Source organism: Colwellia sp. BRX8-4 (assembly GCF_014077345.1).
In the GTDB taxonomy this organism is placed as follows: domain Bacteria; phylum Pseudomonadota; class Gammaproteobacteria; order Enterobacterales; family Alteromonadaceae; genus Colwellia_A.
Genome location: NZ_JACGVS010000006.1, coordinates 183299 through 207157 on the forward strand (window position 1 = coordinate 183299; position 23859 = coordinate 207157).

General features: G+C 35.6%; 26 protein-coding genes, 1 tRNA gene and 1 pseudogene. 10 read left to right on the top strand and 18 right to left on the bottom strand.

All coding sequences use genetic code 11. The features are described 5' to 3' along the window. Positions 1 to 12 precede the first annotated feature (12 nt). On the bottom strand, positions 13 to 918 hold the full coding sequence (locus H4J56_RS07555; protein WP_182221940.1) for an endonuclease/exonuclease/phosphatase family protein: 906 nt from the start codon (positions 916 to 918) through the stop codon (positions 13 to 15). A 144-nt stretch (positions 919 to 1062) separates the two neighbouring features. Between H4J56_RS07555 and H4J56_RS07560 the strand changes: the two genes are divergently transcribed. The 3 genes from H4J56_RS07560 (at position 1063) to H4J56_RS07570 (ending at position 5248) form a co-directional block, all read left to right on the top strand. Next, positions 1063 to 1620, top strand: coding sequence for a phosphoribosyltransferase (locus H4J56_RS07560; protein WP_146800083.1), 558 nt, complete (start codon positions 1063 to 1065; stop codon positions 1618 to 1620). A gap of 18 nt (positions 1621 to 1638) precedes the next feature. After that, positions 1639 to 2745, top strand: coding sequence for a hypothetical protein (locus H4J56_RS07565; protein ID WP_182244783.1), 1107 nt, complete (start codon positions 1639 to 1641; stop codon positions 2743 to 2745). Between the two features lie 271 nt (positions 2746 to 3016). Further along, positions 3017 to 5248, top strand: coding sequence for an NADP-dependent isocitrate dehydrogenase (locus H4J56_RS07570; protein WP_182259123.1), 2232 nt, complete (start codon positions 3017 to 3019; stop codon positions 5246 to 5248). A gap of 92 nt (positions 5249 to 5340) precedes the next feature. Here the strand turns inward: H4J56_RS07570 and H4J56_RS07575 are convergent, their stop codons facing one another. Continuing rightward, positions 5341 to 5577, bottom strand: coding sequence for an RNA-binding protein (locus tag H4J56_RS07575; protein ID WP_070373576.1), 237 nt, complete (start codon positions 5575 to 5577; stop codon positions 5341 to 5343). Between the two features lie 309 nt (positions 5578 to 5886). On the opposite strand from H4J56_RS07575, the gene icd reads away from it, so the two are divergent. The 3 genes and pseudogenes from icd (at position 5887) to H4J56_RS07590 (ending at position 9101) form a co-directional block, all read left to right on the top strand. Next, positions 5887 to 7137, top strand: coding sequence for an NADP-dependent isocitrate dehydrogenase (gene icd / locus H4J56_RS07580; protein WP_182215173.1), 1251 nt, complete (start codon positions 5887 to 5889; stop codon positions 7135 to 7137). Between the two features lie 136 nt (positions 7138 to 7273). Further along, positions 7274 to 7487, top strand: a pseudogene (locus tag H4J56_RS07585) (cold shock domain-containing protein); the annotation flags it as partial. A 372-nt stretch (positions 7488 to 7859) separates the two neighbouring features. Next, positions 7860 to 9101 (top strand): tyrosine-type recombinase/integrase, encoded by a 1242-nt coding sequence (locus H4J56_RS07590; protein WP_182215169.1) that lies wholly within the window; start codon positions 7860 to 7862, stop codon positions 9099 to 9101. 79 nt (positions 9102 to 9180) lie between these two features. Here H4J56_RS07590 and H4J56_RS07595 read toward each other — a convergent pair whose 3' ends face one another. From H4J56_RS07595 to yejK, 4 genes are read right to left on the bottom strand one after another with little or no spacing between them, the layout of a single operon-like run. Continuing rightward, the gene (locus tag H4J56_RS07595) at positions 9181 to 10011 is read right to left on the bottom strand and encodes a M23 family metallopeptidase (protein ID WP_182243531.1); all 831 of its coding nucleotides are present in this window, start codon (positions 10009 to 10011) and stop codon (positions 9181 to 9183) included. Beyond that, positions 10004 to 10882, bottom strand: coding sequence for a 6-carboxytetrahydropterin synthase (locus H4J56_RS07600; protein ID WP_182221945.1), 879 nt, complete (start codon positions 10880 to 10882; stop codon positions 10004 to 10006). The genes H4J56_RS07595 and H4J56_RS07600 overlap by 8 nt, the downstream gene beginning before the upstream one ends. Positions 10883 to 10901: 19 nt before the next feature. Next, entirely contained in the window at positions 10902 to 11948 is a 1047-nt protein-coding gene (gene pyrC, locus H4J56_RS07605) for a dihydroorotase (RefSeq protein WP_182221946.1), read from the bottom strand. 29 nt (positions 11949 to 11977) lie between these two features. Further along, positions 11978 to 13054: a nucleoid-associated protein YejK gene (gene yejK / locus H4J56_RS07610; protein WP_070373582.1), complete on the bottom strand. Its 1077-nt coding sequence runs from the start codon at positions 13052 to 13054 to the stop codon at positions 11978 to 11980. A 79-nt stretch (positions 13055 to 13133) separates the two neighbouring features. Between yejK and H4J56_RS07615 the strand changes: the two genes are divergently transcribed. From H4J56_RS07615 to H4J56_RS07625, 3 genes are all read left to right on the top strand, one after another. Beyond that, a complete protein-coding gene (locus H4J56_RS07615) occupies positions 13134 to 13346 on the top strand; it encodes a DUF1414 domain-containing protein (protein WP_070373583.1) in 213 nt (70 codons plus the stop codon). 64 nt (positions 13347 to 13410) lie between these two features. Beyond that, complete coding sequence (locus tag H4J56_RS07620; protein ID WP_182221947.1) at positions 13411 to 15102, top strand: DUF3413 domain-containing protein; 1692 nt, start codon at positions 13411 to 13413, stop codon at positions 15100 to 15102. Positions 15103 to 15200: 98 nt separating this feature from the next. Next, a tRNA-Pro gene (locus tag H4J56_RS07625) sits at positions 15201 to 15277 on the top strand. A gap of 353 nt (positions 15278 to 15630) precedes the next feature. Here H4J56_RS07625 and H4J56_RS07630 read toward each other — a convergent pair. Then, on the bottom strand, positions 15631 to 16041 hold the full coding sequence (locus tag H4J56_RS07630; RefSeq protein WP_182215160.1) for a hypothetical protein: 411 nt from the start codon (positions 16039 to 16041) through the stop codon (positions 15631 to 15633). Positions 16042 to 16312: 271 nt separating this feature from the next. Between H4J56_RS07630 and H4J56_RS07635 the strand changes: the two genes are divergently transcribed. Beyond that, complete coding sequence (locus H4J56_RS07635; protein WP_182221948.1) at positions 16313 to 16756, top strand: hypothetical protein; 444 nt, start codon at positions 16313 to 16315, stop codon at positions 16754 to 16756. 90 nt (positions 16757 to 16846) lie between these two features. Here the strand turns inward: H4J56_RS07635 and H4J56_RS07640 are convergent, their stop codons facing one another. From H4J56_RS07640 to H4J56_RS07690, 11 genes are all read right to left on the bottom strand, one after another. Then, positions 16847 to 17734, bottom strand: a complete 888-nt coding sequence (locus H4J56_RS07640; RefSeq protein ID WP_182221949.1) for an alpha/beta fold hydrolase — start codon at positions 17732 to 17734, stop codon at positions 16847 to 16849. Between the two features lie 84 nt (positions 17735 to 17818). Then, positions 17819 to 18172 carry a hypothetical protein gene (locus H4J56_RS07645; RefSeq protein ID WP_182259124.1) on the bottom strand — a complete coding sequence of 118 codons (354 nt, stop codon included), beginning with the start codon at positions 18170 to 18172 and terminating at the stop codon, positions 17819 to 17821. Between the two features lie 78 nt (positions 18173 to 18250). Next, on the bottom strand, positions 18251 to 18664 hold the full coding sequence (locus H4J56_RS07650) for a hypothetical protein (protein ID WP_182215152.1): 414 nt from the start codon (positions 18662 to 18664) through the stop codon (positions 18251 to 18253). A gap of 114 nt (positions 18665 to 18778) precedes the next feature. Next, positions 18779 to 19186, bottom strand: a complete 408-nt coding sequence (locus tag H4J56_RS07655; RefSeq protein WP_182259125.1) for a ribonuclease E inhibitor RraB — start codon at positions 19184 to 19186, stop codon at positions 18779 to 18781. Positions 19187 to 19296: 110 nt separating this feature from the next. After that, positions 19297 to 19896 (bottom strand): hypothetical protein, encoded by a 600-nt coding sequence (locus tag H4J56_RS07660; protein WP_182259126.1) that lies wholly within the window; start codon positions 19894 to 19896, stop codon positions 19297 to 19299. 103 nt (positions 19897 to 19999) lie between these two features. Further along, positions 20000 to 20467: a hypothetical protein gene (locus H4J56_RS07665; RefSeq protein ID WP_182259127.1), complete on the bottom strand. Its 468-nt coding sequence runs from the start codon at positions 20465 to 20467 to the stop codon at positions 20000 to 20002. Positions 20468 to 20843: 376 nt separating this feature from the next. Continuing rightward, the gene (locus H4J56_RS07670; RefSeq protein ID WP_182221955.1) at positions 20844 to 21458 is read right to left on the bottom strand and encodes a hypothetical protein; all 615 of its coding nucleotides are present in this window, start codon (positions 21456 to 21458) and stop codon (positions 20844 to 20846) included. A gap of 104 nt (positions 21459 to 21562) precedes the next feature. Further along, positions 21563 to 21898, bottom strand: coding sequence for a hypothetical protein (locus tag H4J56_RS07675; RefSeq protein WP_220465916.1), 336 nt, complete (start codon positions 21896 to 21898; stop codon positions 21563 to 21565). Positions 21899 to 22070: 172 nt separating this feature from the next. Further along, on the bottom strand, positions 22071 to 22424 hold the full coding sequence (locus H4J56_RS07680; RefSeq protein ID WP_182259128.1) for a hypothetical protein: 354 nt from the start codon (positions 22422 to 22424) through the stop codon (positions 22071 to 22073). A gap of 64 nt (positions 22425 to 22488) precedes the next feature. Further along, positions 22489 to 22932: a hypothetical protein gene (locus H4J56_RS07685; RefSeq protein ID WP_182259129.1), complete on the bottom strand. Its 444-nt coding sequence runs from the start codon at positions 22930 to 22932 to the stop codon at positions 22489 to 22491. A 133-nt stretch (positions 22933 to 23065) separates the two neighbouring features. Then, positions 23066 to 23524 carry a hypothetical protein gene (locus tag H4J56_RS07690; protein ID WP_182259130.1) on the bottom strand — a complete coding sequence of 153 codons (459 nt, stop codon included), beginning with the start codon at positions 23522 to 23524 and terminating at the stop codon, positions 23066 to 23068. Positions 23525 to 23859: the final 335 nt, after the last annotated feature.

The window sequence follows — 23859 nt, forward strand, 5'->3', positions numbered from 1 at the left end:
CTTATTAAATGTTTAAAGCTGTACTTTAACCGAAATAGGGCAATGGTCTGTTAATGTATTAGCAAGCTCGCGAGTATATTTTTCTTTGAAAACTAATTGTTCAAAAGAGTTTTCAATATACATGTTTTTAGCGCTAGGGTTAAAAACAATATGGTCGATATAATCTTTGTAGTAACCGCCCCAACAAGCAGACTCTTTAGTCATTGTTGGTGTCCAAAGCGCTTCATTGCCTTCATCGTCAAGTGCTTGCCATAAACCTTGGTCTTCGGCATATTGATGACTTACATCTTGTGAGAACCTGCGGTTAAAATCGCCAAGTACAATAAAGGCTTCATTATCTTTAGCTCGTTCATCTACCCAACGTTCAAGTGGGTCTATTTGCATACTTAATGTAGTGCAGGCTTCTTTTAGTCTTAATTCTTTATCTGTACTACTTGGCATCGCTGCAAGATATTTGCTATCAAGTGGCAAAGCAAAACAACCAGACTTTAAATGTACGGCAAGTAACCTGATTTGTTTACCATCTCGAGATAAGGTTAAGTCCATACCATGTCTGACACGGGTAACATTTAATGCTTTATATTCTTTGGCAACCACTGTTAAGCCCGCTGATTTTTTAACAGCAACACCAACACGCTGTACCCAATCTTTAGTTGAAAAATAAAAATCGTATTCGTTACCGAAGACCATTTTCGCCCAATTTTCATCTTCAACTTCTTGTAAAGCAATCACATCGGCATCAAGTTGTTTAGCATAGACGGCTAATTGCTGATAATCATCTGATTTTCGTTTATTATACTCATGAGAACCTAACCAAGCGATATTCCATGAAGCTACTTTTAGTTCTTGAGAGTAACTTGGTGAAACATACATTAAGCTAAATAGTAAACTAGCAGTTGTTAATATTGTTTTTTGCATTAATACTTCTCTTAGTTAAACTCAAGTTTTTTGAGTACAGGTAAATAATAAACGTTAATTCACTGAATAATTTACTTAACCATTCGGTCAAGAATTGATATAATTCGCCACATTACACTACTTTTACAGTAAGAAACAACCACTATGAATAAAAAATTTATCACCGCACAAGAATTACTAGAAGATTCTTTTAGACTGGCCGCAAAAGTCTTTGAAGATGGTTTTCGTCCACAATTTATCATAGGCATATGGCGTGGTGGAGCACCTGTTGGTATTGCTGTTCAGGAGTATTTTGATTTTAAAAATATTGAAACAGATCATATCGCTGTCCGTACTTCTTCTTACTACGGCATTAACCAACAAAGTAAAGAAATCAAAGTGCATGGTTTGCATTACATTATCGAAAATGCCAATGCAACTGATGGCTTATTAATTGTTGATGATGTTTTTGATTCAGGCCGCAGTATTGATGCATTAATAAAACAACTTAAAAAATTAGCGCGTAATAATATGCCAACAGATGTTCGCATTGCTTGTCCTTGGTATAAGCCAACCAATAACGTGGTTGATATCAAACCAGACTACTATGTTCACGAGTCTGATGAATGGTTGGTATTTCCACATGAATTGTCAGGATTAACACAAGAAGAAATTGCTGAAGGCAAATCTGACCTTACCAATATATTACACCTTTTAAAATAATTACAGGTTGAGTTGTTAATGAAGCTGCTACCCTTTATAGCTATCTATCTCTCTGCTTTTACTGTGCTTGCTGATGATAACATTCATCAGCAAGTGACTTTAAAGGGAAAGTGGCTGGTAGAAGCTGATCAGCAAGTTATGTTCGATCCACAAACCTCCGCGTTAAAGCTATGGCGCGGAAAGTTACTGACGCTCTCTGATGGTTCAGCTGATAAGTCTCAGCAGAAACAATTACATATTATTGAGCCCACGAGTGGATTAGTAGAAGAAAAATCAATGCTTATGACCCTGTCTAGCCAGGTAAAGTCTAGCTGCTTTTCCTCGTATCTAGCAGGTGAGCCTGATTTTGAAGCTTTAGCGGTTGACCCTAACAATGATAAAGTTTTCATTATAGTGACCGAAGATGCCCGTAATGGCGATGAACTTTCATCGGCATGTCAGCAGCGTTTTCAAAATACCGGTTCGACAACATACCCCACACTTATTGTGAGATTAGCGCTTGATGATAATAATATATTATCGATGACGCATGTTAGACCCTTACAATTTGACGCAAGTTATAACGTGGGTGACTTTTCTAATGATGGTATCGAGGGACTAGCTTTTGGTCAGGACAATACTTTATACCTTGGTTTAGAAAAAGACAGTCAGGGTTTAGCTCGTATTTTTTCGTTGGTATTAGGCGAAAATTTTTGGGCGACTGATGAATTTGCTCCGGTAATTGATACTGAAGTTCTATTACCGACATTTAGTCAGGGTGGGCACCCTATAAATGGTATGGACTATCTTTCGAAGGATAATCACCCTGGTTATATCGTTGCTGCAGCTAGGAATGATGATCAATTATGGATTATCGATTTGGCAAAGAAACAACCAACAAAAATTATTGCGATGAATTTTTTAGCGCCAGTGAGTGCTGAAAATAATGAATGCAGTGATTGGGAGCCTATCGGTAACACCTCATTAGAAGGCGTTGCAGTAGCGAATAATAAAATTTGGCTAATCAATGATCCATGGAAAGCGCATTATATAGAGAATGCAAAGTGTCCGTCAAATGATGAAAAATACAAATCTTTTTCGCCTTTATTGTTTTCATTAACAATTGACAAAGGTTGGTTAGAATAAATAATGGCTATATATACAACATAGTTATTTGTAATTATAGCCATATTGTTTACGAAGCTTACTTGAAGGTTTATAATACTCAGGTTAACCAGTGGTACAGCCACTGGTTTTTTATGTCTGTACTTACTCAGGCACATAGATCGCGAATAAATAGTCATAAATTTTTAATACGCTTTAGCGTTCTCGCGGAATAATTAATAGTAATAGAGTGATGAATAACGCCAACAGGTGGTATTTTCACTTTATTAGGCAATTAGCAATAGGAAAGTAAATGAGCTCAGATTCAACAAAAATAATTTATACGATTACCGATGAAGCGCCTGCATTGGCGACTCACTCTTTATTACCAATTATTCAGGCATTTACGGCTTCTTCAGGTATTAACGTTGAAACGCGTGATATTTCACTTGCGGCACGTGTATTAGCAAACTTTCCAAAATACTTAACAGCAGAACAACGTGTTAGTGATGCTTTATCTGAATTAGGCATGTTAGCTAAAACACCAGAAGCTAACATCATTAAATTACCTAATGTTTCAGCTTCAATACCACAGCTAGAAGCCGTTATTAAAGAGCTTCAAGCTAAAGGTTATAACTTACCAAACTATCCAGCTGAACCACAAAATGAAGCTGAGCAATCTATTAAGCTTACTTACGCAAAAGTTTTAGGCTCTGCGGTTAATCCTGTTCTACGTGAAGGTAACTCAGACCGTCGTGCGCCTAGCTCGGTTAAACAATATGCACGCAAAAATCCACATTCTATGGGTGCTTGGTCAAAAGATTCTAAATCACACGTTGCTCATATGTCAGCGGGTGACTTTTACGGTAGTGAAAAATCAACCACTATTAATGGCGAAACCAATGTAAAGATTGAATTCGTTAGCGAAAATGGTGCGGTCACTTTATTAAAAGAGCACTTACCGTTATTAGACAAAGAAATTATCGATGCGGCAGTCATGAGCAAAGCGGCATTAATTGAATTCTATGAAACACAAACAGCTAAAGCTAAAGAAGAGGGCGTTTTACTTTCTCTTCACTTAAAAGCAACCATGATGAAAGTTTCAGATCCAATCATGTTCGGCTATGCAGTAAAAGTTTTCTATAAAGATGTTTTTGACAAACATGCTGCTATTTTCGAACAACTTGGTGTAGATGCCGATAATGGTATTGGCGATGTTTATGCAAAAATATCTCGTTTACCAAGCGAAAAACAAAAAGAAATTGAAGCCGATTTAGCCGCTGTTTATACCACACGTCCAGAAGTTGCGATGGTTGATTCAGACAAAGGTATTACTAATTTTCATGTACCAAGCGATGTAATTATTGATGCTTCAATGCCTGCGGCTTTAAGAGCTTCTGGTATGATGTGGGATCGTGATGGCAATCAAAAAGATACTAAGTTTATGATCCCTGATCGTAACTACGCCGGTGTTTTTTCAGCGGTTGTCGATTTTTGTCGTGTAAATGGTGCATTCAACCCAACAACAATGGGTACAGTGCCGAACGTAGGTCTAATGGCGCAAAAAGCTGAAGAATACGGTTCACATGACAAAACATTTACCATGACAGGTAAAGGTACGGTTCGAGTAGTTAATGACAACGGCGAAACCTTGTTAGAACATAACGTTGCTCAAGGTGATATTTGGAGAATGTGTCAGGTTAAAGATGCGCCTATTCAAGATTGGGTTAAGCTTGCTGTTACACGTGCTAAAGCAACTAACGTACCGACAGTATTTTGGTTAGATGAAAATCGTGGCCATGATGCAGAGATGATTAAAAAGGTAAATACCTACCTAGCTGACCATGATACAACAGGTTTAGATATTCAGATTTTAGAACCCGTTAAAGCCTGTGAGTTTACTTTAGCGCGTACCGCTAAGAGTGAAGATACTATTTCAGTAACCGGTAACGTTTTACGTGATTACTTAACTGATTTATTTCCAATTTTAGAATTGGGCACCAGCGCTAAAATGCTTTCAATTGTGCCACTAATGAATGGCGGCGGATTATTTGAAACAGGCGCGGGTGGTTCAGCACCTAAGCATGTTCAACAATTTGAAAAAGAAAACCATTTACGTTGGGATTCTTTGGGTGAATTTTTAGCCCTTGCTGCTTCTTTGGAACATGTAAGCGTTCATACCAAGAATAACAAAGCGCAAGTACTTGCTGATACGCTAGATTCAGCAACAGGTAAGTTCCTCGATGAAAACAAATCGCCTTCACGTAGAGTGGGTGAATTAGATAACCGTGGTAGCCATTTTTATCTTGCTATGTACTGGGCACAAGCACTTGCTGAACAAACAAATGATGAAGAGTTAAAAGCGAGTTTTACTGCTATTGCTCAAGCATTAACTAAGCAAGAAGCTAAAATTATTGCTGAGTTAAATGCCGCTCAAGGTCCTTCAATGAACATCAACGGTTATTATTATGCTGATGTTGACCTAGCGCGTAAAGCGATGCGTCCAAGCGAAACGTTTAATACTATATTGTCTAGCTTACTGTAACGTAACATTCGTTAAATTATAAAGATAAAAAAGGCTGAGTATCTTAATTGATACTCAGCCTTTTTATTGAATGCTAATAATGATAATTAGTCTTACTTAGATATTTTCACTCTAATTCTATTACTACCAATTCTAGTTTCGTGCAGTGCTTTAATCGCTTTTTTAGCTTCTGCTTCATTAGGCATTGCCACAAACGCGAAACCTTTAGATTTTCCCGTTTCTTGGTCTAAAACTAAAGTACATTCGGTGACACCACCATGAGCTGAAAATAAAATCCGAATTTCTTGTTCGGTTGTAGAGCGAGATAAGTTACGTACTAATAGTTTCATCAACAATCCTAAAAAATAATATTAAAAGTAATTATCTCAAGATAGTTAACTTTCACCAAGCTATTTTATTTCATTAGCGGTTATTAATAGCTTTCAAACACATAATTTAAACGGTTGTTTAAATTATTCACCTCGGTTATAGTCAATATCATCTATTCTGTATTAGTGTTGAAGCTCTTTTTCATTTATTTTTAACATTCAAGTAAAGATAACCTATACTAAAATAAGCAGTTTTATCCATAATTCAAACAATATAGCTTTAAAGTTAATACCTGTTAACGTTATTGTGCTAAAGAAGAGGAATCATATATGTCTACGAACGTAACAATCCCGACTGAAGGTCAAGCCATTACCTGTGAAAACGGGCAGCTATGTGTCCCGAATAATCCGATAATCCCTTTTATTGAAGGTGACGGTATTGGCATCGATGTAACACCGCCAATGATAAAAGTTGTTAACGCTGCTGTTGAAAAAGCTTATAACAGTGATCGTAAGATCCACTGGATGGAAGTTTATGCCGGTGAAAAGGCAACCCAAGTTTACGATTCAGAAACATGGTTACCTGATGAAACATTAGAAATGTTTAAGCAGTTTAAAGTGGGTATAAAAGGGCCGTTAACTACCCCTGTAGGTGGTGGCATGCGTTCATTAAACGTAGCACTTAGACAAATATTAGATCTATATGTTTGCCAACGCCCAGTACAATGGTTCACCGGTGTACCCAGCCCGGTTAAAAAACCAAGCGAAGTAGATATGGTTATTTTTCGAGAAAATTCAGAAGATATCTATGCTGGTATTGAGTATAAAGCGGGATCTGATCAAGCGAAGAAAATGATTAAGTTTTTAATCGATGAAATGGGCGCAACAAAAATTCGTTTCACCGAGAACTGTGGTATAGGTATTAAGCCAGTATCTAAAGAAGGTACCGAACGCTTAGTGAGAAAAGCCATTCAGTATGCTATTGATCACGACAGAGAGTCAGTAACTTTAGTACACAAAGGTAATATCATGAAGTATACCGAGGGTGCCTTTAAAGAATGGGGTTACCAATTAGCACGTGATGAATTTGGTGCTGACTTTATTGCGGGTGGTCCTTGGTGTTCATTTGTAAACCCAAAAACGGGTAAAGAGATCATCATTAAAGATGTTATTGCTGATGCAATGCTACAGCAAATTTTATTAAGACCCGCAGAATACAGTGTTATCGCAACATTAAATTTAAACGGTGACTATATATCTGACGCATTAGCAGCACAAGTTGGCGGCATTGGTATTGCACCAGGCGCGAACATGAATGATGATATTGCCATTTTTGAAGCAACACATGGCACAGCACCAAAATATGCGGGTTTGAACAAAGTTAATCCAGGCTCTGTTATTTTGTCAGCAGAAATGATGTTGAGACATATGGGTTGGGTTGAAGCTGCTGATTTATTACTTAAAGGTATGTCAGGTGCCATTAACGCTAAAACAGTCACTTACGATTTTGAACGTTTGATGGATGGTGCAACACTCGTTACATGTTCAGAGTTTGGTGATTGTATTATTGACCATATGTAATATTAACGTCATTAAGTTATAGTAAAGAGGATCAGTCGAACCAAATTCGACTGGTCTTTTTTAATGATAATTATTATGATATTTACCCTAGAACAAGCTTTAATAGTTTATAACCAAACGCTGTAATGGAATCGTGATGCACAAAGGACAATTAACAAGTTGGAAAGATAATAAAGGTTTTGGCTTCATTCAATCGAGTGAACTGGCTAAAGATACCTTTATTCATATATCATCATTAAAAGAGATGAGCAGAAAACCTAAAGTAGGTGATTTAATTTACTTTGAAGTAGAAAAGCAAACTAACGGTAAAAGCAAAGCCGTTAATTGTCGTATTGAAGGTGTTGAAGCTAAAGTGATACAAGAACATAAACCTCGTATTTACAGAAATACTTCAGCCGTTAAAAGTAAGCTTGTTTTATTATTAGTGCTAGTAGGTATTGGTGCTTTTGCATTTCAACGACTAGGGTTAGCGCCTTAACACTTGACGCGATAAACAACGTTCGTAATTTATCGCGTTGCTAGACGACAAGTTTATGAAAAAAATTAAAGTAGATTAAGACTAAAATAGCAGATCAGAAGTTTTTTAATCTACGAGTAATTACGGGGAGCACTTCCCTATATTCCACATAGCTCACTATGTCCGATACTCTTCAGTATTGGACATAGTACGTATAATGGTTTAGACTGCCTTTATACGTACTATCTACTTGGTTTTCAAAATAATGTTGTTAAATAAACCTGTTCCTTTATATCCACCATACATTGATTTGTGTGATTTTGATTTTGATGACTACCCAGAGTTAGATAAAATATTCTCATCAAATGAACCTTGGTGGCTTGAACAATTTGATTGGGGGAAAATCTTCCTTACTTATATAGGTAGAAATAAATCTACTCACACTTATGACCGATTTAGAAACGACGTTGAACGTTTTCTTTTGTGGTCATTTATTGAAAAGAAAAAACCAATAGACCAATTACGTAAATCAGACTTACTTGAATATGCTGACTTTTGTTGGCAGCCACCAGTTACTTGGATTGGTACATCAAATCAAGAACGTTTCAAAATATCCAATGGCTATTCCTTGGCTAATGAGCTTTGGTTCCCGTATAAAATCCAAGCACCTAAAAGTCTAAAATCTGAATACATCATTGATAAGAAAAAATATCGTCCATCACAACAAACACTTTCATCAATGTTTACCGCAATTATCGTTTTCTACAACTATTTAATGGCTGAGGATTTTTGCATTGGTAATCCTGCACAAATAGCTAAAAAAGATTGCCGACATTTTATAATAGACTCTCAAGTTAAAGAAGTTAAACGTCTAACCGCTAGCCAATGGCAATATGTTTTAGATACAGCCATTGAAATGGCTGATGAAAACCCACTATTTGAACGAAATTTATTTGTTATATCCGCATTAAAAACCCTTTTTTTAAGAATTTCCGAACTATCAGAACGTGAAAATTGGTCACCTACAATGGGACACTTTTGGCAAGATGATGATGAAAATTGGTGGCTTAAAGTCTTTGGAAAAAGCCGTAAATTGCGTGACATCACGGTTCCTCTTGATTTCTTACCTTTTTTAGAGCGTTACCGCTCTTCCCGAGGTTTATTAGGTTTGCCATCAAGTAATGAAAATTCAATTCTTGTTGAGAAAGTTCGTGGCCAAGGTGGTATGACATCTCGACATTTACGCCGTTTAGTTCAAAGTGTTTTTGATCAAGCACATGAAAATATGCGTAGATCCGAAGGTGAAAATAAGGCATTAAAATTGAAAGAAGCTTCTGCCCATTGGTTAAGGCATACCGGTGCAAGTATGGAAATTGAACGTGGGCGCCCTCTTAAAGATATTTCAGAAGATCTGGGTCATGCAAGCATGGCAACAACCGATACGGTATATGTTCAAAGTGAAAATAAGAAACGTGCTGAAAGTGGTAAAAAACGACGGGTTAATTAATCCTACACTCATTTATTTGTATAACTTACTACTGACTTAATAAATGAATGTAGACCTTAATATATAGCGTTAATATTTTCTATTTAATGGCAACAGCTCTTAACGCTAATGCGGGATCTAAACGCATATTAAACCAATTAATACGCCAATCTAAATGAGGACCTGTAGTTCTGCCACTAGAGCCAACGGCAGCAACAACTTGTCCTTTTTTAACTTCGTCACCGGTTTTAACGTAAGATTTACTTAAATGTAAAAAACTAGAAGTAATACCATGACCGTGATCAATTATCATAGTGCCACCTGAATAAAACATATCAGGTACGAACATTACCACAGTGCCCGCTGCGGGAGCTTTGACTGGATCGCCGGTTTTTCCTGCGTAATCTAAACCATAATGTGGACGTTTAGGCACACCATTAAAAACCCGTTGGCTACCATAAACACCCGTAATAATACCTGTTATTGGTGCAATAAATCCGTTAGCAAAATCAGTTTTAGTACTTAAGGTTTTTCTGGCTGCACTCACTTGCGCGCCATCTTGCTTAGAACGAGTAATAGCTTTCGGATTTGGGTTCATTATTTTTTTGGCAATACCTTCAATACGCTGTATATCGTATTGACGCTTTGCCGGTGTTAAAGACTTTAATTCTTTTTCACCATTTGGTTGAGTGATCACTAATTGATGTGTTTTATCATCATCGCGGCTAAATCCAAAAACGTAATCGCCATATGCAGATAAAGGCAGCACTTTCCCATCAAAAGTAACGACATTATTATTAGCTGTTTTACCTATGACTAAAGCGCCCTGCTTTATTTCTCCCGAAAGCTTAATATCAGCAAACGTATGCGGACTAAAAAAAACACCGACTAAACAAAAGGTTATAAGCTTAATTTTTTTAGTATTAAGCATTTGCAATAGCGCCTTTACCAACACCTTCAAAGGCAACAACCGTTACATCACTTTGATTATCAGCAACTAATTGTCTGGCAATAAAGTCGGCTAAAAGCTCAACGGTTGAGTCACAATCGACAACGTCTAATACCTTATTCTCAACCGCGATGTCAAAGCGACCTTGTGGCGCGGTATAAGAAAAGAAATGGTGATCGGGCGTCAAATTATGTTGAGCAAAATTTGACAGTTCAATATCTGCTTTTGCAACACGGTCAACATCTGAAGCAATATAAATATCTTGCCAACGTAAGCACCAAGCTTTTTCTAATGCAGCTACCCGTTGACCTTTTTGTAAGATATGAATAGTAGAACGGTGACCATGGGCAATACGCTGACAATTTCCGTCATGTAATTTTAAACCATGGGTGTAGTGGTAAAAATCGCCACTTATATTCTCTGGTCGAAGGGTTAGCTTAAGACCTTGAACATTTTGTGGTAATTGCTCAAGAATTATTGCGGTTAAATGCTCAGTAACAGATGCTACATCAATCGTATCGCTAGTAATTTTAGCAAAAGCACATTTTGGTGACTGTAAATAGTAACTGGCTCGCTCACTAATAAAATCAACGTATTCATGGTTTTCCTGATGTAATGAATCAGTAACAGTAATACATTCATTTTTCATCGGTAATAATAATTTATGATCAACAGCATCATCTATAATTGCTTTAATTTGCTTTTTAACCACAGCAAAGTCAAGCACCATGCTCATTTCATTGAGAGCACCATCAAGGAGTACATCAACGATCCAACTCTCGCCGACAATGCCACGTTCCTGGCAACAGTATGAAAAATCAATGACCGTTAAATCATTTACAAATAATTGCATTATTACTTCCTATTTAAATCTAGTCTTTTACTTGCCAAGCAATAGTATCGTTAGCACGGATTGGCACAACAACATCATGACCAAACGACATCGTCGCTGGTACATGCCATTGGGCTTTTTCTAAAGTTATTTTATCGTTATTAACGGGTAAATTATAAAATGCTGGCCCATGTAAACTCGCAAAGCCCTCTAATTTATCCAAGGCCCCTGCTGCTTCAAATGCTTCAGCATAAAGCTCAATTGCAGCATGTGCCGTATAAGATCCCGCACAGCCACAAGCAGATTCTTTGGCATGTTGTGGGTGAGGAGCAGAATCAGTTCCTAAGAAAAATTTACGACTGCCTCCAGTTGCTGCAGCAATTAATGCTTGTTGATGAATGTTACGTTTCAAAATAGGTAGACAGTAGTAATGAGGTTTAATTCCGCCAACTAACATATCGTTACGATTAAATAATAAATGGTGAACGGTAATTGTCGCCGCAACGTTATCACCTGCTTGTTCAACAAATTCGACCGCATTTTTAGTGGTTATATGTTCTAAAACTATTTTTAATTCCGTATATTTTGCTACTAAGGGCGTTAAAATAGTTTCAATAAATATCGCTTCACGATCAAATATATCAATATGGCTGTCAGTCACTTCGCCGTGGATCAATAAAAGCATGCCCACTTCTTGCATTGCTGTAAGTACATCAGCGATGTTATCAACACTCGTCACACCAGAAGAAGAGTTTGTCGTTGCCCCAGCAGGATACAACTTAGCCGCAAAAACAAGACCCGTTGCTTTAGCGTCGTATATTTCTTGTACGGTGGTTTTATCAGTTAAATAAAGCACCATTAATGGTTGAAATGGCGTACTTTGTTTTGAGCCGTTTATATTAGCAGCCATAATGCGTTGATGATATTGCGTCGCTAATTCAGCATTGGTAACTGGAGGAACTAAGTTTGGCATAATAATAGCGCGGCCAAAGTAACGGCTAGTATCTGGAACTGTGGTCGTTAAAGCATCGCCATCGCGTAAATGTACATGCCAATCGTCTGGGCGAGTAATGGTTAATGTTGTCATTTTTATACCTATAAATTAGTTAACTAAGTTTAAAATTCTGTATTTTCAGATTGATGAGCGTCTTGCTCTTTCTTATCAGCCGTTTGCAATAACGCTAATAATTGATCTTTTAAATTTGGTGGTACTTTATAAATAGTAATACTTTCATTTGCCGCATTGTAAACAACGTCTTCGCCAAAGTGACTGCGTTCAAAGCTCAAGCTGATCCCGTTACCATACCCTGAGTACTTAGTGACTTTATTAACAACCGTTTGATCATGTGGAAAAGATTCTTCCAACGGATAAGATTGCTCTTGGCAAAATTGGTGAAAATCTTGAGTGGCGCCCTCTTGCTTGATCACTTGCCCTATTTCTTGAATGGAGACATCCTGAGCAGCACTTTTTTGTTCTTTACAGTAACTCAATAATTCTTTGCGAGTATTCTGTTTTTCTGTCGCATCAAGTTGATTAACAGCAACATAATCTTCAACGGCCTGCACTAACGTTTGTGTTTGTTCTTTGGAATTTAAGCCTTCTTCACAACCTAAAAAGTCTAAAAAGAAATCAGAAACAACACGACCCGCTCTACCTTTGATAAACGAAACATACTTATTACCTTGCTGGTTTTCTTTATAATCAAATAAATCGATACGCGCTGCTAATTGCATACGCGCGGTATCAAGGTGTTTGTCAGCAGAAATATTTAATTCGCCATCGACAGAATAATGTTCAGAAACGGGGATCACTGTAGCAAGTAAATAACGACCGCCCATGTACTCATAGTGACAAACAACTAAGTAGCCTGTTTCTGCCAGGTTATATTTTTCCAATTCATTTTTTAATAAATTAGCCGCCTGACTACTAAAAGCATAAAAACTTTGTGATTCACCTAAATAGCTTTCCATAATATCAACAAAACGAGCAGTATCTCCTGCTGCAGGCATAGTGGTAAAATGTCCGTAGGCTTTACTCGCTTTAGCATTATAGATTTTATGAAGTCCATCAACAAAATTTTCAATCTTATTGCTGATTTCGATAGATTCTGGCCCTAAACGCAGCACAACTTCACCGGTTTCTTCTTTTTTGGTTAAAAAATGTAGGGCAATGTTTGAAATAATTAAGCTCATAGTTAAAGGCCAGTTTTATATTGTTCAGGCATTTGATAAACTTGTACCAATCTATCAAATAACCTATTAAGTATTTAAGATGCCTATTGTATCCAAGTATTCGAATGAACGTGTAGAAAAAATTATCCAAGATTTACATAATGTTTTAGTTAATGAGTCTGCAACCCCTGATCTAGCGCTAATGTGCTTAGGAAATACCTTAACAGAAATTATTAATAAAAATATTCCTGAAGCAAAAAGAGCTGATATTGTAACCAATTTCACTAATGCTTTAAAAAAGTCGGTCCTATAATTACCACTATATTCATAAAATATAGAACTGATAAACTACAATAATAAGAGAATGATAATTAACTATGGTTGCATTTGATTCAAAAACGTATAGCAAGCGCCTGTTACACCTGATCAGTTGGAGCCATTGGTTCACTTTTTTTAATATAATTGCCGCCATTGGATTATCATCCTTTTATATTTTTAGTGAAGGAGGTCCCGAGACATTCCTTGGACAATTTTATTTAATCACCACGTGGTTTAGTCATATGGGTTTTTTAACCTTTATGACTTTTGTTTTAATACTATTCCCGATCACCTTAATATTTCCACATACCCGTTTTATTCGTGCGACAGCCTCTGTGGTCTTTACCCTGCAATTGTTAATATTACTGCTAGATGCATATATATATAACAGTTTGGGTTACCATCTAAATGCTTCTTCAAGCGCACAAATTGTTGATCTAATTAGCACGCAAATACAACATAACAGCCGTATGTTTTGGTTTGTTAGTATCGTATTAACCTTGTTTATTTTAGCCTTTGAATTAATTCTGAGTAATTATGCGTGGAAACATTTAAGAGACTTACAGAAAGTCGTCTTCGCAAAATTTGTTGTTATTGGTTTAGTCTGTTCTTTTTTCTTTAGCCACTTATTACATATTTGGGCTGATGCGAACTTAGAATATGATATTTTAAGGCAAGACACAGTATTACCTTTGTCATACCCTTCGACGGCAAAAACATTACTCACCAAATACGGTATGTTTGACCGTGAAGCATACATAGAAAGAACAACAAGCCCACTAGCCTTTACCAATGCTATTCCTCAATACCCGCTGCTCAATGAAGCGTGTGTATCACAAACACCAATACAAAAATCAGTATTTATGGTGGTTAACGATGTAAGCTTAACAGATAAGCAGATCAAGCAATTCAAGCAGAGAAACACCCAAAACCAGTTAACGCTCGAACATCATATAGATAACGCCTTACACAAAAACGCGTGGTTTAACTTGTTTTACAGCTTGCCTAGTATTTACCAAGAAGGCTTGGAAGAACAAAAGGCGATCCCTTTACTCTTTCAATTATTAGACAGAAATAAGTTGGCAAGTTCTTACACAATGATCCATGACAAGATAAATAAAGAACTAGTTTCAGAATCACAAGGTTTTGAACATTTATTTAGCCAGCAAACGACACTTGATAATATTTCATCACTAGTCTTTGCTGATAAGCTTAATAGCTTACCTGTAGGCTTACATTTATTTTATTTTGCTGACAGTAATACTTACCAATTTGAATTGTTTATGGATGCTTTGCTACTAGCACAAAAAACAAAACAAACTAAAGATATTATTTGGATCACTTCCGTTGGCAATAAGACCAAGGCGACCAGTTTATCTATTAAACCTTCGTTACTTATTTTACCTGAAAGTAAAAGTAAAACAGTGAGCCATTTAACCAGTCACATGGATATTCAACCAACCCTTATACAGGAATGGTTAAACTGTGACATTAATGAAACAACCTATAGTAATGGTAAAAATGTTCTGCGGTTATCCAAAGACCGTATTATTGCCAATACCATGGACGATGGCATGATGGTATTTAGTAAAGACAAATCGGTGTTTATTGATCAAAACGGTAATTTCCAAAGCTACTCTCGACAATTAGCGGCTCCCATAATGGTAAACTCTGATTTTCCATTAATGATTGATGGGGTTAACTTTATTAAGCAGTTTAGTAAGCAGGCAGAGAAATTGAACAATAAATAAACTAACAGATTGATTTTCTATATTTTATATTGCAATCAGTATTTAAACCATTATTATACAGGCAGTAAACAGATTAACCCTCTTAATGTTTACTGATTCGGGGTATAGCGCAGCTTGGTAGCGCGTGCGTCTGGGGGACGTGAGGTCGCAAGTTCGAATCTTGCTACTCCGACCATATTAATGAATCAAGACGTCCTAGGACGTCTTTTTTTATGCCTAAAGACCAATCTAAACGACTAATCAGCAAAATTATAACGCTTTTTACAGACCTATATTGTGTTATGAAATCCCACCGCTAATTAACACTCTAAGTAACACTATCTATTACTCATGATTATGATGTTATTTAGAAAGACCTGATTGTTTAATTACTATACTATTGATGTGTCATAGCAAAATAGCATAACCATTAGGCAATATTTAAGTTAAGGCCGCAAAAGACAAAAATTATAATTTTGCTGATACTTTAGGCTTACAAATGGCACCAAGAAAAGATAATGGATAAAAGAGATCACAGTATTACTTTAGCTAAGCTCTCTCTTTACCGTGATAGAAATATACAAACTTCTCAATATCGTGAACGCCTGTTCCCCACATAGGTGAGTTTAATGAAATAACAGAACCGTCCTTTGCTATTTTAATCTTTTCTCTTACATAAGTTTCAAATTCTGAAAAGTTCTCAATTTTAATGTTTTTTAATTCTTCTACAAAGTGCGCTGCTTTATACTTAACGGCTTCTCGCTCATAGTGTTTCGCACAGTTTTCAGGAATAAGAAAAAATTCTTCATCTTCATCCCAATCAAAGGCTTCCACGTAGTCAATTTCTATACTTCCTGACCCATCTTCTGAGTAACATGCAAAGGCGACATCATAGTCTTTTGTTTCAGGCTGCTTGCTAAAGACAGACTCTAAATCGTCGATGATATGCTGAACCTTCATTTAGCTTCCTAACACCCCATTAAGAGGTTTTAATTGTTGGTTAAAAAAGTGACGAGGGAGCAAATAGCGAACTCTTACTTGTCCTTGTTAAATGGCTTGTTAGCCTTATGTTACCTACTTGTTACGTAGAAAAAAACTACATTTTTGTCTTCTATTTAAGCTTGAATATTACATTAAAATATCTATAATCCTGCTGGCTAATAAGTTTAAGGAATGAACGATTTATAATTAACTCCATTAAACGCAGGTAAATATTACAATTATGACTGTCATGGCACACCCAAATTTACAAAATGTTAAGCGATATAGAGTTCAAGATAAGGTTTTTGGTATTCAAGAATACTTTTCTATTGCCAAGCATGGTGACAAAGCTAAAATTTTAGCAGAGAAAAGACAAAAAGAAATCTCTCAAAAAAGACTATATCGTCAAATACGTATGCAGTTAGATATAAATAAGATATTTCATCCTGATGGAACCGTTATTGGACTAAAACGAACATTAAAAAATAAAAGTGGTTCAATAAAGCAAATTTTACATATTCAAATTATCGTAAATGGCAAACAGAAAAAAACTGATATCACAATTGATAATAAAACCTTTGAACAAGCATATCTTAAGGCTCAAAATAAAATATTGGAGTTAAGAAAAATTGAGCAATCTCCTGAAATAACAGAAATATTCAAAAAAATAGCAGGATACTACAAATACAGCTAATGCCCCATCAAGAGGCTTTTAATTGTTGATTACAATGTTAACGCCACTTAACCAATGGTTTAAATGCCTGCTTGAATGCCTTGCTATGCATCAATTACCACCAATCAATGATTCAATATTACTAACAACTAGATCAGGATCTGCTATATGTAGATGATGTCTTTTTGATTCAGAAAAAATAATTTTAGTATCAGTCGATAAAGCTTTAAAACTGTTAATTGCATTAGCATATAAATCATTCATAGGCTTAGCAATACTGTCGGGAACAAAAGGTTCATCATATCTAGGTGTTTGGTTAATATAATCTTTACTTGTTTTTGAAAAAAGAACAATAAGAGGCTTACCTTCAAAAGTTTTGGAAGCTGTGATTAACTCATAACTTTTAAGGTGATCTACTTTTTCAGCCATGTTTTTAAACATAGGGTCTTTTACACCTAACTCAAATTCCATTATATCTTGCAAATCTTTATTTTCTGTTTCAAAGCCATCAGGCCATCTTGTAGCCATTGTATGAAAATACCCATAAATACCTGGGTCAATGAATACAGCACCTAAAACATCACTGGTATATAAATGATTGTAAGCTCGAATAATGTAGGATGCATAGGAACCACCAGCAAAATAATATGGAGGTTTAACATTGGCGACAGATAATAATTCATGTAACCAGTTTGCCGTATCAAAAACGGTAAAAGGTACAGGCCCTTTCTCACTTTTCCCCAACCCTAAACGATCGTATAAACAAATACTGAAAGTTTTATTTAACCGCTTAACATTATTCATCCAAGCTCCATCCGAGCCTGCTCTGCTATAACCTTGCTCTAAAATAAGCTTAGGTTTATCGTTTTCATAACATTCTAAATAAAGTTTAAAACCACCAACATCATAAAGTCCTTTCTTTGTTGGTAATAGAGTTTCATCGTTGGCTGTACTGCTAAAGTTTACCAAGAGAAATATAAATGCTAAATATGATTTCATACACTGTCCTTGTATATATTTGATACCTAACGCCCTATTAAGAGCCAACTGTTATTTGTCTTGCTTTAACAGCTTGTGAGGCGTTTAAAAAAACCAACCCGTTGGATTATCAATAGCCTTTTCCTGGTCAAGCGCTTTCATGCCTTTAACCGAACGAATTATTAGCCAAACCATCCAAAACAGCAGCACAAACCAACCAATTAAGATCACAGATAAAATTGAACCTAAAAAGATAAAAAGAGCACCAATCCAAAAAGTTCTAATTTGGAATTGATAATGTGTTTTTAACCATTCAGGTGCTTCGTCCCTATTGATATAGGCCATTACAACGCCAATAATCCCAGTTATACCAAAGATTAAGCCGACCATATAAAGTATGTAAACTATTTTGGCAGACCCTTTCGTTGTAGGTCTATTTTCCACTGTTACTTCACTCATCTATTTTTTCCTTTAATTGTGATGAATTTTAATTAATTTCAAAACATCAATAAAAGCCTAACGCCCTGCTTGAATGGCTTATACGCACGAACCTTTTGAAAAGCTTAAATTCATAATATTCTCTAATCGATCACTATCTCCATTCCTAATATCTATAGAAACATAGTTCCCAGCGTTTATATATTCTACAAGCTGTGCGTCGCTACAAACTTTATCTTTTATGTACTTACCAGAGTTCGTTTTTATTTTAGTTTTATCATTTGAATCAAGATTTTCACCTATACCACTTAATTCTAATGCTAAACCTACAGTATTTTTATCTACGTGAAAATATGTCATTTTTATACGATCATCATTTTCAGTAAAATATTGTTCAAACGATGTCTTTAATTCTTCCTGAGATGGTTGCATTAAATCATTGTATGCCATTCTGCCTATATTTAGAGCCAATAGAAAAAATAGTATTTTTTTGAGATGCTTCTTCCAAACCATATTAGATAACCCATTGCGTTTAACGGCCCATTAAGAGGCAAATGATCGTTGGCTAAAATAAGCGACGAAAGAGCAGATAGCCAACTGTTATTTTTCCTGCTTGTATAGCTTATATTACATTTCTACCGATGCGCCCCAACCTACTGTTTCGCATGAGTTTGATGGAATTAAGGGCATTAATTTAGCTCTAAATGAAGAAATCTCACTTAAATTCAACTTCATATAAGCGCTTAAAGATGAAGACCAAAGTTTCCTTTTTTCAGAATAGAATATGTAATCATCGTCAAAGCCAACAACTTTTGCTCTTGATATTATTTCAGCAACTTGTTGCTGACTTTTGCAGTCAACCATAAAACTTACCCAGTGTACTTTCTTAGCATTAGATCCTTTCTGAATGAGCAACTCAATTAAACTTTGATCAGCTTCAAGATAATTAAATGGTGAAGGTTCCGGATTTATCTGCTTTGTAGCACAGCCACAAATAGAAATAAGTACTAAAGTTAATAATGTTATTTTGCGCACAAACTTTCCTTGTAATATAACGCCCAATTAACGGGCTAAAAATTGTGGGATATAATAGAACAGAGCGAACAGTTCACTGTAATTAGTCCTGCTTAATTGACTTTTTATGCTCAAAACACTCTGAATTTTTCGTTAGAAATAGCTTGTTCTTTAACATTTGTTGCCAAATAAACAACTTTAGAAACATCTGAAATACGTTCATGTTTCAGGTAAGGAGATTGAGCCTTCTCCCAATACTTATTAAGAAAGGCAAACTTTAATTTTTTAAATTGCTCAGGCTCTACGTAAATGTCCGATGAATACCAATATTTAGAAATACTTCCATCTTGATACTGAATGGTTAATAGTTGAGTTTTATATCCTAATATAGTTAGATCGGACGATTTGATCTTGATACTGGCTAAAGTTCTGGTTTCATCTGATCCATCGAAAGTCTCTACTTTATTCGAATTCCGAAAGCGTACGTATTGTTTGTTTTCTTTTGAATTATAAACTTCCCATACATTGTCATTACTCTTTTCAATTTTTGTAAAACCCTCTTTGTAATAAGTCTTCATTTCATATCCATAAATATTTTGGACTTCAGAGTCTGAGACGCTATTATTCAGAGAGATTGCCGAAATAGAATAAGTGATAACACCTTCAAAGCTCTTTTTGGCATATGAATTTAAACTAATAAGGGTAAGTAAAATTAAGGGCAGAAACTTCATAATAATCCTTGAGCATAACGCCTAATTAAGAGGCAAAATTTAGTTCGCGAAAATGTTGAACGAAGTTAAACAGTCACCTGTTTTTATCCGTTTGAAGTTATTGTTAAGCTTTTTGATTTATTGGCTCAACATCAAGAAATGGTGTTGAAGGTGTTAACCTAAAAAATACTACACGAACACCAATGTCTGAAGTTTTAATGGTAATATTTATTAAAGCATCACCGTTTTCGAAAGTGCCTTTGAACGAAAACTCGCCTGTTGTACCAGACGTATGAGCATTGTAATTACCAAGTTCAAAATCAGAAATACTTTTAATTTTCCCCATTGTTTTGAATTGGGCCAGTATTATTTTACTCTCTTGAGTATTTATTTGTTCAATAAATTCATTACTCAAATGGGCATATATGTCCTGTGTTTCCCAGCGCTCACTGAAATCAGCCATAAACTGTTGTACAAATGGCTCTTGTTCGTCCTTAAAGCTAGATGAACCTGCCGCTAAAAATATAATTAAGATTACAATCAGCGTAAATAGACCACCAAGCCACATCATTAACTTTTTTAAAAACTCCATACTATGATTTATCCTTAAATGTCTAACGCCCGTTAAGCGGTAAAAATATTGTTGGTTAAAATTGACAACGCAGAGATAACAGTCAACTGTTGTTTGTAGTTTGAATGTCTTGTTAGCAAACAATTTAGTTAAAAAAAACAAGCTTTTACACTGTACTGATGGAAGTGATAAGCATAAATTACCGCATCACTTAGCCACAAAACTTAATAGTTAAACAATAACACAGAATGCTTAACAAATTATAAACAAAATAATTACAACAAAAAAGGAAGGAAGCAAACACTAATCCTTTGATGTTAAGGGACAAACACACCGATAATAGTTAAGAAATTGTGTTGCCTCTGAATAGCTTGTTATAAGCTACTTAACTCTAAACCTATCTTTCTAAGTAATTTGGTATTAAACCTGTCAGCTCTTGAAAGCTTTGAATCATAAGACGTTGCTCTGGAAATTTATGAAATTTAATATTTAAATATTCATTCTTAGTTAGCAACTTACCAAATTTCTTAAGAACATCAGGAGTTTTGTCTGCAAATAAGCCACTTTCTAATGTAATGACCGAAATATCAGCCCAAGGAATAAACAGGTTTTTATGACCAAACTTAAAAGGAAAAATAACACTTAAGTAAAGCCCACTTTTATTTCCGGCAACTCTTAAAATACCATTGTGCCTAATTTTCCCCACATAACCATTTCCTGTGTGGAATTTTACAACTGAGTTTTTCTGTTGATTATTACCATATTCTTTAGCTAGTTTTTGCCAACCACTCTGTTTTCCTAACGTATATGAAACCCCAAACCATCCGGTAACAAAAACAACAGAAAACCAATAAGATGTTAAAAACTGTTCTGATAGGTGCTGGAAACTAACAATATACTCTTTCGCTATAGGTGGGATTTCACCTCCAGATCCAGAGTAAAGAGAAAGTACAAAAAATGAAACGAAGGCAATTGTCCAAATAAACCCTAAAAACTTTAAAACGATCTTCATACAGTCCTTGTAGCTTATAACGCCCATATTAAGCGGCAAATAATAGTTGACTATAGGTGAGCAACAAACAGCAGCCAACTGTTTTTGTCCGTTTGAACGTGTTATTAGTTGCTGATCACACCAATAGTTGATACATAAATCAGAAATATACCAAATATAAGAGAAACAACCCCCGCAGGCCTGAATGTGCTTTTAAAATTATGAGCTGACCAAACAGCAAATTTACGATGCTTATCAGAACCCATAATTACAAGCCCAATACCAACAGCGATGAGTAAATAGCCAATACTAAGTATTAATTGAGGATACAGTGTAGATTGATTAAAAAGTACAAAGACAACCCCTGCAACTAACCGACTAATAACTTCGACCCAATGGAAATAACTTCTATTACTGAAACTTACGATCCCATCTGACCAATAATTTGGATTAACAATCATGACGATACTTAGACAGATCATTATTAAACCAAACGCAGTGATGAAATACACAGAAATCTCCTAAGCAACTAACGCCCATATTAACCGGCAAATAATAGTTGGCTAAAATATGATGCGAAGCGGAACCAGCCAACTACAATTTTTCCCGCTTAAATAGCTTGTTATATGTAAATTACCTAACTAGTCCTAATACTTCTTCGCCTTGAAACCCAACACTTAATTGATTACAGCTTTTTGCCGTTATTTGGACATCGACAAATGAACCTTCAGCTGCACTATACATTTTTGCATCCCAAGAAGATTTCGTTGAGTCTATCTTAAGACTTTTTAATACAACTAAACCAATGGACTCAGGGTTTAAGTTATGAGAATAAACTGAGATTTCACCTTTAGTTAAATCAATAAAAAGTTTTGCCGGTTTAGCTGAGTGATCCCAAATACCAGTAAGATTACATTCATCACTTTTCGCCTCAGGTGAAAATATTGAGACTATAAAGATTGAGCTTAAAACTATCAGTTTGAACATGACTATCCTATACATATAACACTCGCTTGAGCGCTTGTCAGAGAGCAGTTAACACCATTCACCTCTAACCATTTGATTTAAAAGCGCGTTTTAATGCCTTGGGAATTATTGAATCCCCCTTAACAATCCTACTATTATTAATTCTTCTAAACTTAGATATTACTGCTGAGTCTGCAGTATATGATTGTCCATTTATAGTGATGAAGCCATCAGTAAAGTACACTTTAAACAATTCATTCTGATTTGGAGACATTAACAACAATATGTCAGCACTTTCTAGGTTGACTGGATTTTTGGTTGTTGTAGCCGTTAATACTACGGTATCAATAAAATTTTTTATTAATTTAAAATTTGCCCATCTAGCATAAATAATTGCACTATCTTGCTTTTGATTTAGCCAATAAATAGTTTCTACTTCTTGAATCGTACTTGTGTCATAAAATTCATCACTAGCAGCTAATACAACAGTAGGTATTATGCATAAACACAAAAATAAAAACTTAATCATTTCGCAACTCCTTGATAATTCGCAGAGACTATCTCTGCTCCCTAACCTCCCGCTAAGGGAAATTTATAGTTTGCTAAAATGTTGAAAGGAGTAGAAAACAGCAAACTGTAAGTTTTCAATCTTGATCGCATTGTTAGGAGTAATGGCTCGGTATGTTTTGTGTGTAAGCATTGATACCCAATAATACTGACTTACCTTCACCAGAATTTAGAGCACGCTTTATGGAAGAACTAAATTCGTCCAATGATAATGCCTCAAACTGGAACTTAAATTTGGCATAGCAAATGTTATCAGCAGATTCATTACCAGCTATATCGTTAGATACTGACACTATAACTGCTGTGTGACCAGCGGAATCAAAACAATAAAATTTAAATTTACAATGTCCATAAATTGAGTCTTTCTCTCCAATTTCAAATATCACTTCATCAGAATTTGATTTCGGGAATCCAACTAATTGTTCAGATAGCGTTTGTAAAACATCCGCATTTATATACTGTTCAGTTTCCCCTGAAAAACGTCCATTACTGGCAGTAATCCAAACCTTTGCTGTGTCATCACGCAGAAACGTTAACTCTATTATTGCTTTCAATTTTAGGTACACCTAACGCCCCGATAAGGGGAAATTTAATTGTTGGTTATAACGTGAAGCGAGCAGAGCCTAACCAACTGTTAAAAAGACCTGCTTGAATGGCTTATAGTGACTTCAAACTGAATGCTTCATTAATTTTATTAACCAATTCTTTAGCTTGAGCTTCATCAAGTGAAATAGGTAAAGAAGAATAAGACAAAAAACCTTTAGATACGTAAGCGCACAATTAAGCAGTGCGCTTAGCTATAATCGAAGTCTAGCTGCACATTCCACGGCATTAAATCTGTTAAATCATCATCGTCACTTTGACGTGCGGGCAATGTTTTGAATAAATA

Bases quoted from the DNA above. Each gene is read 5' to 3' on its own strand.
- H4J56_RS07555 (WP_182221940.1), bottom strand. From the start codon at position 918: ATGCAAAAAACAATATTAACAACTGCTAGTTTACTATTTAGCTTAATG.
- H4J56_RS07560 (WP_146800083.1), top strand. From the start codon at position 1,063: ATGAATAAAAAATTTATCACCGCACAAGAATTACTAGAAGATTCTTTT.
- H4J56_RS07565 (WP_182244783.1), top strand. From the start codon at position 1,639: ATGAAGCTGCTACCCTTTATAGCTATCTATCTCTCTGCTTTTACTGTG.
- H4J56_RS07570 (WP_182259123.1), top strand. From the start codon at position 3,017: ATGAGCTCAGATTCAACAAAAATAATTTATACGATTACCGATGAAGCG.
- H4J56_RS07575 (WP_070373576.1), bottom strand. From the start codon at position 5,577: ATGAAACTATTAGTACGTAACTTATCTCGCTCTACAACCGAACAAGAA.
- icd (WP_182215173.1), top strand. From the start codon at position 5,887: ATGTCTACGAACGTAACAATCCCGACTGAAGGTCAAGCCATTACCTGT.
- H4J56_RS07590 (WP_182215169.1), top strand. From the start codon at position 7,860: ATGTTGTTAAATAAACCTGTTCCTTTATATCCACCATACATTGATTTG.
- H4J56_RS07595 (WP_182243531.1), bottom strand. From the start codon at position 10,011: ATGCTTAATACTAAAAAAATTAAGCTTATAACCTTTTGTTTAGTCGGT.
- H4J56_RS07600 (WP_182221945.1), bottom strand. From the start codon at position 10,882: ATGCAATTATTTGTAAATGATTTAACGGTCATTGATTTTTCATACTGT.
- pyrC (WP_182221946.1), bottom strand. From the start codon at position 11,948: ATGACAACATTAACCATTACTCGCCCAGACGATTGGCATGTACATTTA.
- yejK (WP_070373582.1), bottom strand. From the start codon at position 13,054: ATGAGCTTAATTATTTCAAACATTGCCCTACATTTTTTAACCAAAAAA.
- H4J56_RS07615 (WP_070373583.1), top strand. From the start codon at position 13,134: ATGCCTATTGTATCCAAGTATTCGAATGAACGTGTAGAAAAAATTATC.
- H4J56_RS07620 (WP_182221947.1), top strand. From the start codon at position 13,411: ATGGTTGCATTTGATTCAAAAACGTATAGCAAGCGCCTGTTACACCTG.
- H4J56_RS07630 (WP_182215160.1), bottom strand. From the start codon at position 16,041: ATGAAGGTTCAGCATATCATCGACGATTTAGAGTCTGTCTTTAGCAAG.
- H4J56_RS07635 (WP_182221948.1), top strand. From the start codon at position 16,313: ATGGCACACCCAAATTTACAAAATGTTAAGCGATATAGAGTTCAAGAT.
- H4J56_RS07640 (WP_182221949.1), bottom strand. From the start codon at position 17,734: ATGAAATCATATTTAGCATTTATATTTCTCTTGGTAAACTTTAGCAGT.
- H4J56_RS07645 (WP_182259124.1), bottom strand. From the start codon at position 18,172: ATGAGTGAAGTAACAGTGGAAAATAGACCTACAACGAAAGGGTCTGCC.
- H4J56_RS07650 (WP_182215152.1), bottom strand. From the start codon at position 18,664: ATGGTTTGGAAGAAGCATCTCAAAAAAATACTATTTTTTCTATTGGCT.
- H4J56_RS07660 (WP_182259126.1), bottom strand. From the start codon at position 19,896: ATGAAGTTTCTGCCCTTAATTTTACTTACCCTTATTAGTTTAAATTCA.
- H4J56_RS07665 (WP_182259127.1), bottom strand. From the start codon at position 20,467: ATGGAGTTTTTAAAAAAGTTAATGATGTGGCTTGGTGGTCTATTTACG.
- H4J56_RS07670 (WP_182221955.1), bottom strand. From the start codon at position 21,458: ATGAAGATCGTTTTAAAGTTTTTAGGGTTTATTTGGACAATTGCCTTC.
- H4J56_RS07675 (WP_220465916.1), bottom strand. From the start codon at position 21,898: ATGATTGTTAATCCAAATTATTGGTCAGATGGGATCGTAAGTTTCAGT.
- H4J56_RS07680 (WP_182259128.1), bottom strand. From the start codon at position 22,424: ATGTTCAAACTGATAGTTTTAAGCTCAATCTTTATAGTCTCAATATTT.
- H4J56_RS07685 (WP_182259129.1), bottom strand. From the start codon at position 22,932: ATGATTAAGTTTTTATTTTTGTGTTTATGCATAATACCTACTGTTGTA.